General features: G+C 39.7%; 9 protein-coding genes. 1 reads left to right on the forward strand and 8 read right to left on the reverse strand.

Annotated features, from left to right (window positions below):
* Positions 1-17 precede the first annotated feature (17 nt).
* Genes R7P36_RS15780 through R7P36_RS15805 form a run of 6 tightly spaced genes read right to left on the reverse strand, consistent with a single transcriptional unit; the run spans position 18 to position 11,220 of the window.
* Positions 18-794: a prepilin peptidase gene (locus tag R7P36_RS15780; protein WP_213899637.1), complete on the reverse strand. Its 777-nt coding sequence runs from the start codon at positions 792-794 to the stop codon at positions 18-20.
* A gap of 2 nt (positions 795-796) precedes the next feature.
* Complete coding sequence (locus R7P36_RS15785) at positions 797-6,961, reverse strand: hypothetical protein (RefSeq protein ID WP_025634159.1); 6,165 nt, start codon at positions 6,959-6,961, stop codon at positions 797-799.
* 9 nt (positions 6,962-6,970) lie between these two features.
* Positions 6,971-8,455, reverse strand: coding sequence for a hypothetical protein (locus R7P36_RS15790; RefSeq protein ID WP_025767006.1), 1,485 nt, complete (start codon positions 8,453-8,455; stop codon positions 6,971-6,973).
* Between the two features lie 2 nt (positions 8,456-8,457).
* Entirely contained in the window at positions 8,458-9,579 is a 1,122-nt protein-coding gene (locus R7P36_RS15795) for a hypothetical protein (RefSeq protein WP_025634156.1), read from the reverse strand.
* Positions 9,569-10,594, reverse strand: coding sequence for a hypothetical protein (locus R7P36_RS15800; RefSeq protein WP_025767007.1), 1,026 nt, complete (start codon positions 10,592-10,594; stop codon positions 9,569-9,571). Before R7P36_RS15800 ends, R7P36_RS15795 begins: the two co-directional genes overlap by 11 nt.
* Positions 10,591-11,220 carry a hypothetical protein gene (locus R7P36_RS15805; RefSeq protein WP_025767008.1) on the reverse strand — a complete coding sequence of 210 codons (630 nt, stop codon included), beginning with the start codon at positions 11,218-11,220 and terminating at the stop codon, positions 10,591-10,593. Before R7P36_RS15805 ends, R7P36_RS15800 begins: the two co-directional genes overlap by 4 nt.
* A gap of 72 nt (positions 11,221-11,292) precedes the next feature.
* On the opposite strand from R7P36_RS15805, the gene R7P36_RS15810 reads away from it, so the two are divergent.
* On the forward strand, positions 11,293-11,799 hold the full coding sequence (locus R7P36_RS15810; RefSeq protein WP_318122228.1) for a hypothetical protein: 507 nt from the start codon (positions 11,293-11,295) through the stop codon (positions 11,797-11,799).
* A 90-nt stretch (positions 11,800-11,889) separates the two neighbouring features.
* Here the strand turns inward: R7P36_RS15810 and R7P36_RS15815 are convergent, their stop codons facing one another.
* Together R7P36_RS15815 and R7P36_RS15820 are read right to left on the reverse strand one after the other, a co-directional pair.
* A complete protein-coding gene (locus R7P36_RS15815; protein ID WP_025767009.1) occupies positions 11,890-13,197 on the reverse strand; it encodes a hypothetical protein in 1,308 nt (435 codons plus the stop codon).
* A 2-nt stretch (positions 13,198-13,199) separates the two neighbouring features.
* Positions 13,200-14,519 (reverse strand): toprim domain-containing protein, encoded by a 1,320-nt coding sequence (locus R7P36_RS15820; RefSeq protein WP_213899638.1) that lies wholly within the window; start codon positions 14,517-14,519, stop codon positions 13,200-13,202.

Here is a 14,519-nt window from a genome sequence, read left to right on the forward strand (position 1 = left end):
ACGATAGCTGCTTTAATTTAAAAATTAATAGTTAAAAAACTGGGATTGTTGACTATGAATGCTATGTAAGAGCTTATCACTATATATGGCCCCAGTGGATACTGCCCTCTCGTTCCTCTTATATATGTTATGACGATGAACACAAACATAAAGAGTATTGTGAGCATTGTTATCTCTACGCCAGCCCAAGCCCCTATACCAGCCCCCAGCCTTAAATCACCATTTGCCATTCCAATATTTTTGTAAAGCACTTTATGCATAGTATTGAAAAGGTAAAGAAGCCCATACCCTAATAAAGCACCGCTAAGCGATTCTTCGGAAGATAGATAGCCATACTCTGTACAAGCCAGAACCAAACCAGACCATAAAATGAAATTTGTTAGTTTTTCTGGTAGAAATTGACTCGCTAGGTCAACCAAAAACGCCATTGCTGTTAGGCAAAAGAAAATGAGCATTAAAAGAAACTGCTCAAATGAAGTTGCTATTTGGTATAGAGTCACCGTTGAAGCGGCTACGGTAATTTCTAATACAAATACCTCTTTATAAGTTTGGTTGTTTCCCTTCAGGCCACCAGCAATGCAGGAGAAAGGTACCCAGTATCCAACACTTTTGCATAAGCTAGTGAAGTCAAACCGTCCTTCACGGTTACTTGGTTCTAAAGAGTATTCAGGATAATAGGTGATGAGATCATTTCTGATCTCATCTTCTTCAATTTGTGGCAGAAATCCAGCTATGACATAAGTGATCTTTGCAATGAGACTACCAGTAATTACCAGGAACAGATAAGAAATCATTGTTATCTTGTAATCTCCATAGTTTCTTGCTCTTTGGAGTTCATATCAGAACGCGAACCATCACCTCTTCGCAATGTTGCTCTCCATGGCTTATCTAAATCAATCTCCGTTTTTAAAGGAGTACTAATTTCAGTTAGATTCTCAAATGCTTTAGCTACGAAGTAGCTGTATGGCTCACGTTGATTCTTCTTCGCTGTTCGAGGCATTTCTTTTGCAGCTTGTATTTCACGTTCTGCTACCAAACCAGCTGCTGCAGATTTTAAACTTGAAATCTTTAAGGACTTTTGTGTCCCATCTAGTGGGTCTTCATACAGTAGATTTTGTCTACTACTAGGGTCATTCTCAATAATACCTTTCTCTTTAAGATCGTTAACTACCTTCCTTACTCCAGTTTCGTGCAGTCTGGTAGCAACTTTGTTGTAGTATTTAGATAGTTCACCTGTATTACCCACAGGGCTATTCCATATGCCGAAAAGAGCTTGCCTAAGCGTATCCTCAGGTATTTGACGTTTTTCAATAGCGTCCTTTAGACAAATTCGACTAAAGTATATAGGGTCATTAGCGCCCTTAATTGGGCTTGAAGGCGTGGTAAGATATTCATGTACCTTTGCGTGTAGCTTTTTATCAAGAGCAGAAAATTTCGTCACGTAGCCTTGCTCATTGCGTGTAGATTCGATCATCATCCCCACTCTAGCTTCAGTCGCCAACCAATTGCCTATTTCACTAGCTTTAGATGCATATTCTTGTTTAGCTAAGTTGTCTTCAGGTTTTTTTATTGATACCAATACTTCAAGTGCTTTTTGAGTTAGCTCTTTGGTATCTGATTCTGGAGATGTCTTTGATGCGTATAGGAAGGCTGCTTTCTTTTGTATAGCTGACTGTCCTTTGTCGCCTACAAGTTCATTAGCAAGTTTCACATAAGCTTTTACATCAGGATTATCATCGAAGTCGAAGTCATTAATATTGACCTTTGTTGTCTCCGAGAATGTTTTGGTTACAACCTGGATAGGCTCCTCTGATTGGTTAGTCACTTCTACTTTATGTGGTGTCTCAATTCTACTTGTAACGTCATGGACGTCTATGGCATTTTTGGCTGCACTCTCAGCTATGTTTGTAAGTAGTCCAGTAAGATGGGCCACACTCTCCTTATCTGAGGATTTGAGTGACTGAAGTACTTTTAAAAGTTCCTTTTCTATCTCACTTTGGTGTTGTCCATTTCTGGATTCATCCTTTATCTCGTTTGCAGGAGCTGTATTTTCTATGTCAGGGCTTGTTGTGTCTTTTGACGGTATCGCATCTGAGGATGTCTGTTCACTATTAGGGTTATAGGAAGAGGAAGTACCATCAAGGTCTGGTGCAACATCTAGGTTCGCATTAAAGTTTTGGTTCTCAGAAAGCGCAATTTCCTCAAACATTTCGACTTGCGCCTGGATTGAGTTTGCGGCTCGTTGTTCATTCCAAGCTTTCTGCTTAGATTTATCGAATATAGACGTTAATTGTTCTGTTGTTGGCACATTAACATCTGGAGCTTCTACGTCTACTAAAGGTAAATCGATTTCACTTCTAACATTCAAAGTAGAGGCTTCTACAGTGGTTGTTGATTTCCAATATTTCGAACTATCGGCCCAGGCACCTACCGTCGTAAAGCTTGAAATTCCAACAAAAGTATCTTTTGGTGTGAACTGGTCACTAAAGTTAATACTTGTAGCATTTAGTTCATCTAACACTAGCTGACTTAATGATTTTGCCCCAGTATTAGTTTTTATTACTTGTTCATCGCTGTTTGGTGGTCTTGTTGTAGAGTTGACAAGCACATCTGTCGTTCTATCAATCTTCTCCATAGATTGCTCAGCCAAGGAACGCTCGCCTACCCCTGTAGTTTTCTGATGCTTAAGATCCAGTCCATCGGACTTGGGGTCAACTTGACCCAATTCAATACTTACGTCATTGATTGTCGTATCTATACTGTGTCTTTCTGCTTGACTTACAGATGATGGCTGTTCGTTAGATACGGATTGGACTTCCACTTCTTGGTCAGCTAACTCAAACAAATCTATTGTGCCCTGGTTTTCAACATGTTCTGAGCCAGCAACACTAATGGTTTGCTCTTCCTCATCTATGCCGAAATCATCAAGACCCCATTCAACGTCTTCCATACCTGAAAAATCAGGCATATCGCTCTCTAATGGGTCGATTGTTGAGGGTTTAAACGATGGGGCGTCAAGTTCAGATAATTCATCCAACCAGTCATCTGCATTATCGAGTAATTCTGGGCTATCCGTTTCTGCCTCAACCTCAATGCTCTCTTCCAGGTTATGATTGCCGTGAGTGAGTTCATCGGACCAAGCGTCAGGGTTAGTCAGTTCTTGCTCGTGGTTTACAGGCTCGTTGTCTGTTTCTAGGTCAATAGCATCAACTATATTTTCTTTGAGCTGTTCTAACTGGGCTCCCTCTATTTCAGGTTCCAGTTCATTCATGTCAAGGTTAGCTAATGTGTCAATATCAAAGTTGAAATCATCGACAATGGGTTCTATTTCATGTGTGGTTTCAATAAGATCATGGTCCAAGCCTGTATATTGTTCTCTGAAATCAATATCGAAGCCACCATCGGCAGCAAGCTCTGCGAAGTTGGTACTATCTAAGGTTAATTCATTATCGTTATCTAAACCTTCTGTATGGGCGTTTTCGATGTTGTATAGCTCAATTAAGCTAAGAGTCTTTGTCGGCTCTCCAGTTGATGCATTAACCCAGCTACCCTCTTGGTTCAACATTATCGGGGTATCATTTGATATTGGGAGTTCGTACGTCCCCCAATCTGTTGAATCAATTTGTACTAAGCAGGTTTCTAGTTCTCGAGAAAGTTGACCAGGTTCCTCTTGCAGTGGTGCTTTTGGCTGCAATAGCGGTAAATCCACAGGGTCGATTGTTGTTGATATAGGCGTTTCACCATGCTTTGAAATATAGTAAACGGTTGTAGGTATGGTGAATTTAGTGCCATTCAATGCGTCAATTTTATTCTCTGCAAGAGCCAATGAATCGAACTCATAGTTACCGTTTACAGCTCCATTAGGTGCAAATGATTTAACTGTGTAAGGTTTTGACTGCCGCTCAGCGGGTTCGATATAGAAGTTTTGATCTGCACTAGAAAAAGCAGATGTATCGATATCAATAATGTTTGGTTGAGAGCTGATTCTGTCAAGCTCATAAGCAACTTCATTACTGTCAATTTCTAATTCAGTTACTGGTTCAAGTTCGTTTGTCGTCGTACAATTTATTTTGATTGTCTGATTTGAGTTTTCGAGCTTTGCTTGTATCGACCTTGGGTCCACTAATGTAGACATTACTTCCGATACGCTGAGGCCGAATTCTTCCTCAAATGTCCTTGAAGTAGTTCTGTCTGGCTTACCATCTGCATCAATATCTCGTAATACAAAGTTTTGATCAGTAAGCCACTGATAATTATTGTTACTAAAATATATTGATTCGACTACAGCGTTGATGTCTTGTGCAAGGTCTGCTCTGCTGTTGTATCTCGGTTGTTTCAGCCCTTTACTACCTCCGATAACAAGCTCACCATCTTCAGAAACTCTTATTGGTCTAGCAAATGTTCCCGTTTCATTCTCAACAAGCAAAACGACATCATGGGCCAATTGAATATCCCTAATATCGTTGTATGTATCTGCGGAAGTAAAAGGTACTTTTGATTCCTCGTCAAAGCATCTGTATGTTGAACCAACATATTCGAGAGCTTTGGTGTAAGCACTATCAAGGTTTTTTTCAGCTTGAGAAAACTTCTCATAAGCTATCTGAACTGCGTGTCCCTTTTCAATTTCTAGGTTTATTAAAATTTCTTTAGCGGTGTCTGCTTTCTCAATAGTTTGCCAATCTCCGTCGATGTGACGTTGTAGCGAATATGACACTATTCGTTCTATATTATGTTCATTAGGAGCTACGTTAGCTTCTTGAACAGGTAGCTCAGAGACTCGGTGATCTATTCGCTCTTGTTCTACGGATACTGCTTTTGGAGTTTCGAATTGCATTCCAACGGGAAAGCTAGTGGTTAGTAGGGTCCCATCGATGCCATATGCATCAAAGATATCAGTGAATTTATCTCTTTCTGCATCCAGAAATTTCCTGGGAGCGACATACTCTTTTGATGGTGTAGTATTGTTGCTTATTACCAGCTCTAACTGGTCTCCCATAACTTCTATAGCTTTATCATATTCAAAAATATCGAATAAATTATTGTAGTCTGTAGCCTTAATTGCAGTGGCTTCTGGAAGTACATCTAACTTTTCCCAATCAACGCTAAAGCTTTTTACCCCAAATTCGTCGTAAGCTTGAAGAGCGACCTTCGCGCCTGTATTCAAATTAAGAGCTCTAATCGAGTGTTCACTCGTAGGGGCTTTTAAAAAACAGTCATTATCTGAGGCGTTTAATAGGGGGTTGTTAGGGTAGTCCTGGCTGTACCGCTTTATTGCGTGAGAGATATTATTAGCAAACATCGCACAAACAACAGCAACATCTAAACCACGTTCCTTAGCGGCGATAAACAAAGACCCTCCATTAGCAAAGCCTTCACTCGTTATGATCGTTGTCTTAGGTGTAATATTGCCGAGTTGAACAAAATTGTTTTTCATGTCGTCATTCATGACTTCAAACATTTTGTTAGTGGGATTTTCTTTGTTCCAGGGAGAGCCATTATGGGCTAAGAACTGTAACCCTCTAGTCTCCTCCACATTAGGGCCCATTTGAATGCTAACCGCTGGTTGGTCGTATAAAGATGTTAGTCTCATCAGACCATGGAGTTCTGGATAGTTTAGTAAGGCCTCCAAATGTTTTTTTTGGATATAAGTGCCTTTTACGGAATCTTTAGTGAGTTCTGGTTTTTCGAAATTGGCATCAATTAAGGTTTTAACCTCGATCTCACGTTTAGCGTTAGCTTCAGCTATCTCTTGCATCTTCTGTTGATGCTTAAGCTCTGCTTCTTTTGCGGAGGCAGCTATTTTATCCGCTAGTTCTTTTTGACGAGTTTCGTGAGCAAGACGAGCTTGCTCAGCTGTTAGGTTTGCCTCGTTACCCAAAGGGGCACAAGGTAGACGTTCGCACCAGCCTTTGAAGTCAGGTTTAAAACTGATAAATGTAGAGTCTCGACCTATAAGCGAAATACCGACGGCAAGTGAGACCGTTGGCGTTATGTCACTCGGATTTTTGTCGTTGTAAAAAACCCTAATCCCAGCAGCAACCGACCATTCTGACTTTTTACCGCCTTTGTGGTGGAATTCCTTAGCGATACCTCCGACTTTTGCACCATTTTCACCAATAGTTGGAGAGTCAGCGTATGAGTTTAGGTCAATGTCAAAATCAACGCGCTTACCACTAGAGCTTGTGTACTTTTGACTATCTGCGTAACTTTGTATCTCACTTAAGTGCTCTTGAAACATATTTTTACCAAGAAGCTGCAGTGATTTAGTGTCTGCTTGATACGTTTCGCTCAACATTAGCTCATAAAGTTCAGCTTTGTGTTGATACATTTGAGCAGGATTAGCTAGTTCATTTTCATGAACCCCGTTATTTAGAGACTTTATGTTTTCTCTAACTAGCTTCTCTAATCTAAAAAGTGAAGAATGATCTATGTACCCAAGTTTAACTGCTTGGCTAGAGAACTCACTTAAAAGTGAATCTTGAGCTTTGTGAGTTTTATCTAAGATTGATGCTGAGTTGTGTTCTGGACTAAACCTACGTTGCCATGCTTCATATGCTTTGTTTTTAGCGGCCACATACTCAGGATTTTTATATACATCGTCTCCGGTAGCCCTGAGCTCACTTGCAATTTTTCCGAGCTTTTTACGCTCTTCAAAGAATTCAGAAATACCATTTTTTGAATAGACTTCAAATCCAGATGTTAGATGGATGGCCAATGCAGCGGCTTTAGCCCAATGAACTTCTGCAAATTCCCTCGAATAAGTTTCATTGAGACTTTTTGACTTTCCATTCACGTAATCGGAAAGCTTTAAACTAGCACCCATTGAGTTCTTGGAGCGTCCGAATGGATGTCCATAATCTCTCAAAATAGTTTTGTTACGGTCTTTTTTAGTGGCATAGACCGTGCCTCGGAGACTTGCTTCTAGTCTTTCTACAATGTTACTAGGTGTATTGTGATTCATAGTTCCCCCCTACTCGCTAGTTTCATGTTCAATTTGGATAGGTCTAACGAGTTGCCCAAGTGCATGAGGTTCGCTTTGTCTATAAATAGATTGTTTATACGTGAATTTTTTTAGTGCGCCTGACTCTGTGGCCGAATAAACCCATCCGAACACCATAAAGCCATTTTGTGCTGCAATCAGTGCAGTATTGGCAATGAATTCGCTAGAGATTTCTCCAATTATTAGGAACTGCATACCTGAAGAAGCGTACTGTGAGAGTAAACTATTGATATCACCTGAAAGGTTTGTGTGAACAAGATCTGTTAAGTAGATAGGAAATGAATCTTCATACGCTAGAAATGTATCTCCATTTTCTTCATTCAAATGCTCTCGTACGCTATTGATCATTCCACCAAGTGGATCTTGTTTAATACTCCCGAAGCTTAACTGAACAATTCCCTCTTGAATTTCAGGAGTGCTTGTCTGATTTGTCTCTATCTCAAACTCAGATGTGTACATCATGTCCAAAATTAGGGTATAGCCGCCAGGGATAGGGATTGAGTTTATTTTAATGCCGCATTCAAAGCTTTCATCAGTATGTTCTGATGTAAGCATTTCTATAACCGTGAAACCTGAATACGGGGTTTCATTTAAAGCTTTGGTAGGTATGCCGGATTCTTGCAAAAATAGCTTTAACCCCTGATACATACCTAGAGAAGTCCAATCAAAAGATTCAGTAACCATTTGATTTAGACAGACGACTCTATTGATAGAGTTATCTATAATATTGAAGTGGATCTTGTGTATCAGGTGCTTTTCCGCAAAAGAAAGAAATTCAATACACCCTTCGGCCTGATGTGGTAATTGGTCTTCATATAGCTTTTCATTAACTTTCGAGAATACACTGGAGTCTATCCTAGAAAGGTTACGAACAATCTCACTTTCAGGTGCTATGGCTATATAGTAGTTATTTGCCATGACTTGTTCTTGTATGGCGATCCCTGTACCGGGAGCCGATGATTCGGTGTCTGTTGTAGGTAATAAGCCAGCGCAATCAAGCCAAAAAACGATTTCGTTAGAGTGGTTTTTGCTACTAATATCGAGCTGTAGTTGATAGTAATCATTTTCGCTAGGCAAAAATATTATGGGTTTATTGTTTAGGTTTAGAACAATTGATTTACCATCAGTGCAATAGTCATAGAGGTCCTTATACTTGTAGGCTTCTTTGTTTATTTCTAGTTGATACAAGCCATTGAAGTAAGGTACTCCTGATTTCAAGATAGATAACTTTTCTTTACTCATATTTAGGTGAGGAAACTGAATGCATAGTTCTTCAAGCGTCATATTGTTAAGCAAACCTAAGTCAACGCTATCTTCAATGTATTGATCTAGTAAACCAATGTGCTTTGCGATTCCGAAGTGCGAAAGCTTGCTGGTCTCTTGATGGAATCCTAGAAGAAATTTAAAGTTTGTTGGTACGTTTTCACTTTCCATTAACTCAATAAAATTGCTCATCGTTAACCTCTTCCTAACCCAAGCATGTTGATGGTTGTGTTAATTGTATTTGTAATGTTTTCAACAGTTTTGTGCATGTTTTCCGCAGCTTTCTGGACAATCTTGCTAGTCTGCATACCTACTTCCTGAACGTTTTCTCCAGAAAGTAATTTAGTTGCAGTTTCAAGTGATTTTTTACATTGGGATAGCTTGTCTTGGCCTACGGCTTTGCCTAGTTGGTCAATCGCATTAGGACCAAGGTTGTCCAATCCCTTTTGAACTTTTGAAACACTTTTATTTAGGTCACTAGCTATCTTCTCGAAGTTTTTCTCAGCTTTTTTAAGTGTTGAAGCTGGTGCTCCTTCTGCAATCAGTCCTTTTAGGTCCAGGTAGGACTGTTGAAGATCTCTTGACCTATCAATGACACTGTTGATTTGTTTCAACCCTGGCTGTTCTCCTTTTAATTTGTTGTAGGAGTTTGTTAAGAAAGAAGGCCCACCTTGAGCTTTGGAGCCGTTATGGTTGAGGTTAAATAGGCCATAAGAGTTCCTATTTGTATTTATGTTTTGGTTGTACTGGTCGACCTTCTTGTTTTCTTTATTTTGTACACTATCCTGCTCCCTTCCGTTTTCCTTACTTGGTGGGGTAGTTTTTTTTCTATTATTTGGTTTCTCTTCATCCTGTTTAGGAACGTTTTCATTCTCAACATTACGTTCAATAGTTGCTGGTTGGTCTGGGGATGCAGTTTTTTGTTCTGGGGGTTCTTCTTTTGTTTTTATATGCTTTTCCTCAGCAGGTTCAGTATGCTTCAATACATGCTCTTCAGTTGAAGGTGATCCTTTTCCTACGGAGTGCTCAATAGCTGAATTTTTTAAGCTCGCAGCTACATTTGTAATACCACCAGCATCGATACCAGTACTTTCAATGTTAACGGTAGGTGAAAATGAATACCGTTTTATTGGTGTGTCAGGTGTTATTTCTGATATTGGAGTGAAGTTGATAGTTTCTGGTAAATTGGGAGCTACAGAAGAAGTGCTTAAGCTCTGTCCTTGGCTTGCGAATTCAAAGTCAGGTGTTTCAAGCCTAATAGACTCTAGCGGGATGCTGTTAATAAGGTCTGTTATTGAGTGTTTGTTATAGTCCATTTTCTGCTAACTCCGCTAAAATTTGAGTCTTAAGAGCAAGGTTGGCTTCTCTTGTAAGTAGTGATTCGTAGTAGGCCAAAAGGTATCTTGCTAATCGTGCTGATTGAATTGCATTCATCCGAGCAACACTTTCGCTGGTCGGCCTAGGAGACAGCCCATTAACTGTCTCTACAGGCATTCCTAAGGATTTCATATCGCTAAGCTCTTCCGTTCTGCCTTGCCATATATCTGACTGAATAGAGTTCATATCGCTCAATTGGGAGCGTTTTATATAACTCGATTTCATAGTGGCAATCGCTAAGTCACTTCGAAGGTATCTATTCAGTTTTCTAGTTAATCTGAGTTCATCGTCAGAACCTTTCATGTCTTTTGGGTGAGGGATCGTAGATTGATTTTGAGTTGTTAACAGACCAACTAACTGATCCATAGCTAAACGGTCTTCGTGCGATAACTCACTCAATACTGCTTGCCCAAAGGTGTCATTTAGAAGGATTGTGTATTCTTCGTGAAGGTTAGGTGCGCCAATAGGAGTTCTATGAGATATGCTGGACTTAAGTTTATCAAAAGTTTCTTCAGCTAGTTTTCCAGGAAGTACCTTCTCCCCCTCAATTACTAGTGAACTAGTTAGGCCATCATCATCAAAGAATAGACAGCCTTGTTCATCAAAATTAGCTACATACGCCCTCTCAACAAATTCACAAAGGCCTGGTGTAACTTCCATCTTTGATTGCATTAGCAAATTGTGTGTTTCAGAGTGACTACCTGATACAGTAGCTGTATGGAAAGCTTTGAGGTTGTCGTCGTTTTGGAATGATTTAATCGCGTTATTGATCTCGTTTGCCATTTCTTGAGACTTAGTCAGCGCTCTTTCAGCTGCTGTCATACCATCAGTGGCTGTTTGACTAGCTTTTTGACCTGTTTTGGCTGGATCTACAATCGTCCAAGCTAAGAATGCATGGCTTGTGTACGGAATGAATGCAACAATAGCCACCCCAATTGTAAAGAATTTCTTCATCTTTCCACCCCAATAGCATTGTCTAACGCTGGGTTAACCACTATTTCGTTATCTGGAATTAGATTGTGCTTGTAGGTTGTCTGGTTGATTATCTGGTTTTCAACACGATTACTTAGCATTGATTGCGTGTTAGGTACGGCCAATCCTGACGAAGGTTCGAAGAGATAGTCTGTTCTATCTAATAACAACGGAATCTGATGGGCATTCGGTGCATTGCTACTACGATGGTGTTCAACGGATCGCTTAATAACACTATGTAGTTCATTCAGCTGTGCAACTCTTAGCCATGTTTTAAAGTTTTCACTAGGTTCACTTTTATCAAGACGAATACCGTGCATCTCTATTATGGATAGAAGGGACTGTTGCTTTGGCTTGCTCCAATCAATTTCATGGGGGAGTTCGAGCGATGTTATATCCCCATCTTCATCAATAGAAACAATAGGAAGCTGGCAGTTAAACGTAGATGTTCCGTTAAGAGCATTAGCAGCCATGTAAGACGAAAGCATCAACTCATTCGTGTTCCAGTTAACTGCAAATTGAAGGTGTTGCTTTTCATTGATAGTTAGACCTAATGACCTACTAATTGAATCAAAAACATGGTCTTGTAGGCTATCTTCGAACCTCATGTTTGCCTCGTTGCGCGGGGGGTAATAGTTGTATAATATAGGACATTCATCAATTAAAAACAATGGTGTAAAATGGGTGACTATGAGGGAAATGCAGCCTGGATTGCTGCAGTTAGTGGGCGAGCAGACATAGAGCTATACTCTATCTTCAGCCTAGAAATTAAAGAAGTGTCGGAAGGTAGAATAGGACTTTCAAGGAGTATGTCTTCTATGATTGCTTATTCTATTGATTCAAAACACAACCACTATTTAGGTTGGCCACTAGGTGAAGTTTGGGATGCTGTAAAGAAAATTGAGTTTACCGGGTTCAAAGTAGAACCAACACCACTCTCTTTATCAAGTAGTCACGAATTGCAATTGCATTATGAAGTCGAAACGGAGGTGATTGTTTCTGAACGATCTCGCAGAGGGGTTCATAACATGACAAAGAGTGAGAATCGTCAACTTCATATGTGCCTACCTGTTACAGCAAGCGTTGATAACAAGTTAGAATCTGCCTCTCTAATTACTCTAGTGCCATATGACGGTAATCATGAATCTGATGATGCGGATGCAATAGTAGTAACTCCCATAGATTAGACTTTTATTATATTGAATAAAAATTTGGCCCAAGATGGGCCAAATAAAGTTTCAGGGTTTGGGATGATATCTAAAGTTATTATCTAGTTACTAACTTTCCTTTCGTTTTAGTAGATCGAAAATTGTTCTATCACTTCTCATAACTCCGCGAATATAACCCCTTTCACTTGCTGGAGTGTCTTCGTCTCCCCAAACTAGGTAGGGAGTTCCACCTGCGAACATTAAATCGCCCAAAATCTTGAATTCCCTCATTTTAGTTTCACAACTCTTCGAAATGTTACTTGGAAAGTCTCTTAAGCTCTTAGTTGAAAAGAGTTCATTGTAAGCGGCTTTATTATCATCAGAGCAGTATCCATTAAGCACTAACTCACCAAAGCTATTAAGGGGCTCTTGGTGAGTACGATATATATACTGATCGACTGTAAAGTTATTCTCGAATGGGTAATCAATAATCCGTTTTCTAGGATAAGGCATGTAACGTACCTTTACACCCTCAGCATTTAAAGAAGGAATTAGAGTATGTAGCTGTTTACATACTGGACAACTAAAATCGGTAGCAACTGTCAAAGTTCCCTTATAAGGGACATCTGCATCATTTTCATAAACAATAAAGCTATCATCATCTATTGCTGGAAGAAGCATCGGAGCGTATGTAGGTCCTAACTTTTGACGCATATGAGGCTCGATGTTCTTTAATTCATCCATGATTGTGTTAGATGTTTTTTCGGAGCTTACGCTTGGAATAGATGACTGGGTTACGGGTTGTTGTTTGCTAGAATCAGAACTTTCTTGATGCTCAAGCTGTTCTTGTTTCGCCTCCATGGCCAACTTTCTTTTGATTAACGCCTGAACTCCTGGAGATTTACGTAAAATCTCGTTAATCTTTTCTTCATGAGAGCTGTTTAAGTTGGTGTTATGTTCAGAAGGTTCAGCTGGAATTGGTTGAGGCTTGGGCTTGGTGTCGCTCAATTTGACTGAAGCTTTATGACTGCTATCGGTGAAAGCAACTATTGCCTTCTCTTTGGTGATTATTGACTGTATCTCATCCTTATGTGCGCCGAATATACGACCAAGGATGTTATCGCCATTGGACAGATCAATCATTTTCCCCTTAATTGCAAAGTTAACATCGCTATCAACAATGAATGTCCCTTTATTTGTGAAGGCGGCATAAAGGTTAGTGTCTTCCATGATTTTAATTATTTTGTATGTGGTTACACTCATTTTTTCTTCAACGAGGTGTTCAATTGGCAAAGTACTCGATCCACTAACATAAACCTCACTTGTCGGATTACTTTTTATAGGTGCTTTATCAGTTTTATACTCAGCAAAAGCGTAGAAACTGGCTAAGGCCATTAATGATAGTGCTAAACCTTTCTTTTTATGGAATTTGATCATGATTACCTACTCATCGTTAAATTATCAAACAAGGTGTTGGCCATGTTGTTAGTGATAGTTAGTTCCGTCCCATCTACTTTATGGTTTACTTGTTGGGTGATTGGATTTTGACGCATCTCTATATGTTCTAAGAGAGAAGGGAAAAGACGCTTAGTGATAGAAAACTGAAACTTTAGAGCTTCTTTGTTCAGTTGTGAGTTAATGTAAAAAGCTGAGCTAAGGGAACTACAAAGAGTTGGGCTGGTAGAAGGCTTATATAGGCCAAGTTCATTTAAGCTTTGTAAGATCTGGATATCTGGGGAGCTGCGTTTTAAACCAGGCTGAACTAGTTCTTCAGTTGACAAAATAGGTCCACCAGCATCAGCTAGATACGTCTTTTTATCGCTCAAGCCCAAAGCACTTTTTGTAAATTCAGTTACCATTTCTACTTCTGAATGTTTGCTGTACACGGAACGATGATCAACGACATAAATAGCTGAGTGGGCTTGGTTTCTTTCTGTTAATGCCGCAAATCTTTCCATGTCTATAGCTACACAAAGCTCGCTTAGGGTATCTTCTACGGAGTTCTCTGCACTTGGATACCAATAATTCTCGGTCACACGCCCGTATGAAAGCTTTCCAGATTGATATAAGTCTTGAAGATTATTTGCGATATCACAGACAGGCGTATCGTAGTGTATTGCTACGTTCTGGTAGATGTTTAAGGTTGATGGCGGTTTCGTTGGAACTTCAACTAATTCAGACTCGGCTGACTTTAGAGAAGTGTTGTAAGTTAGGGCTTTAACGGAACTTTCATCATCTAAGAATGTAGCTACATTAAGAGTAGGTGTATCCATTAAATGGCTTGCAACCATTAACTTATGAATACTCGTTGGTCCAATACCCTGATTGATACCATAATTGGCTACTTTAAGATTTAATAGTCGTTCTGTATGTGCTTGTGCTACAACGTCTAGGTTTATTGGCCTAACCTTACTCAGTGCTGTTTTTATGCCTAAAGGTGATAACTCACTCAGATCGGCTTTCACAAGTGAACGACCATATTGATTTGCTATGGTTTGCAATTGGTAGGCGATGTACTCTCCTTGTTCGTCAGCATCTGTCATAGCGATAACATTGTCTGAGCGTTGAATTTGAGTAGACATATACTGGTATACGTCAGAGTTCCTTGGGGACCACTTTAGAGAAGGGTCTCCGACCTTAAAATCGAAAACTCTCCCCATAGTAAATCCGCAAGTAAACTCTTCTTGAATACCTAGTGCACCTAGAGCCAAGTTAACTTGCTTCGATTTAAGGCTGCTTTCAACAAGTATTAAATTCAC

The sequence above is a fragment of the Vibrio sp. 397 genome (genome assembly GCF_033339395.1).
GTDB lineage: Bacteria > Pseudomonadota > Gammaproteobacteria > Enterobacterales > Vibrionaceae > Vibrio > Vibrio alginolyticus.